Annotated in this window: 3 protein-coding genes; all 3 read right to left on the bottom strand. The window is 68.3% G+C overall.

The window, feature by feature from the left end; genetic code table 11:
- A partial coding sequence (locus JNK68_01105) for a hypothetical protein (GenBank protein MBL8538944.1) occupies nt 1-276 on the bottom strand: 276 nt, incomplete at its 3' end.
- Nucleotide 277: 1 nt separating this feature from the next.
- The gene (locus tag JNK68_01100) at nt 278-1,099 is read right to left on the bottom strand and encodes a hypothetical protein (protein ID MBL8538943.1); all 822 of its coding nucleotides are present in this window, start codon (nt 1,097-1,099) and stop codon (nt 278-280) included.
- Nucleotides 1,080-1,610 (bottom strand): Flp pilus assembly complex ATPase component TadA (gene tadA, locus JNK68_01095; protein ID MBL8538942.1); only part of this gene is annotated, 531 nt, incomplete at its 5' end. The genes JNK68_01100 and tadA, both read right to left, overlap by 20 nt.

Genomic DNA, 1,610 nt, shown 5'->3' with positions numbered 1-1,610 from the left:
CGGCACCGTCATCTGCTCCAGCACGACGTTCGCGCGCTTGATTTCTTCGGGCGGTGCCTTGCTCTCGCGGGCGCCCGCGCCGAGCGCCACCGTCTTGCGGCGCGCGAGCTGCGTCAGATCCTGGAGCTTCGCCTCCCACACGGTCGCTTCCTTGCTGAGCGCCTCGTAGCGCAGCAGCACGACGCCAACGAGCGCGATACCCGCAGCGAGCAAGCCGATCCTCAGCCAGCGTGCCTGTGCCGCCGTGCGATGAAAATCGAGCTCGAGTCGTCGCATGTCAGGCCAGCGCCGCAAGCGCCCCGGCAAGGCGCACGTCGGTCACCGGGCTTGCGGTGTCGTGCAGCGAAAACCGCTCAAGCGTCCAGCTCGTGCTCTCGCCTGCCGGCGCGAGTTCCTGCTCCGGCGAAAAGATGAACGCACGGCCGCGGGTGGTGATGCCATCGCCGCCGAGAACTTCCTGCTCGAGCGTCTCCGCGAGCCGCGGGCCACCACCGGCGCCAAGGCGACGGCTCGCCATGCTGGCCCATGCTCCCTTCTCCACGCCGCCGAAGGTGAAGCGGCCGGACTCGATCACGCCGAACCAGAAGGTGTCGTCGGGCAGACGGCGTCGACAGAAGTTGAACGCGGCGACGAAATAAGGGCTCACCGACCGCACGCGCATCCCGGCGCCGCGCACCGTCGCGTGCACCATGTCGAGCAGCGCCTTCGGCACCGCACACGCCACGACGGGCCGCTCCGGCCCCTGCCACGCGATGCTTGTGGCCCACTCCAGGGCGATGTCGCCGTAAACGGTACGGAACTGGTGCTGCGCGAGCGCCCGCCAGTCCTCGTCGCTCACCACGTCGCTCCAGGGCAATACCACGTAGCGAACGTAATGGTTCGACACGGTCACCGAGACATCCCCCCGCCTCGGGCCTGCAGCGAGCAGCGACGCGAGGAGACGGATGGCCCCGCTCCCCGAGGCATCCTCGCCCTCGGTCTCCTCCGCCGCGACTTCGCTTGCCGCGAGCTGCGGCTGCCAGCCGCGCGCGAAGCGCAGCAGCCCGACCCGTCCCGGTGCGAGCGACACCCCTACGCGATCACGCCACGAAGGTGACACGATTGATCTCCTGCAGGCTCGTCTCTCCCAGGCTCACCAGTTCGAGTGCGCTGTCCCGCAGAAAGCGCGTGCCCGACCGGCGCGCCACTTCCTTCAGTTCGCGGATGGGACTTCTGCCGGCGATGAGCTCGCGCAGTTCGTCCGTGAGCACCATGATCTCCGCGATCGCCTTGCGGCCGCGGTATCCGGTTCCGCGACACTGTCCGCAGCCGCGACCGATGCGGAAGTGGAACTCGTGGACTTCGCTGGCGGCAAGTCCGGAGCGCGTGAGCAGTTCCGCGTCCGGCGCGTCATCGATGCGGCACGCCGTGCACAACACGCGCACCAACCGCTGCGCGACGATTCCGTTCAGCGCCGACACAAAGCTGTATGGATCGACGCCCATGTGCATGAAGCGGCCGATCACGTCGAAGACGTTGTTGGCGTGGACGGTAGTGAACACGAGGTGGCCGGTGAGTGCCGCCTGCACCGCGATCTGTGCGGTCTCCGGATCGCGGATCTCGCCCACCAT

The sequence above is a fragment of the Betaproteobacteria bacterium genome (assembly GCA_016791345.1).
Classification (GTDB): domain Bacteria; phylum Pseudomonadota; class Gammaproteobacteria; order Burkholderiales; family JAEUMW01; genus JAEUMW01.
This window is presented reverse-complemented; position numbering and strand designations above follow the sequence as displayed.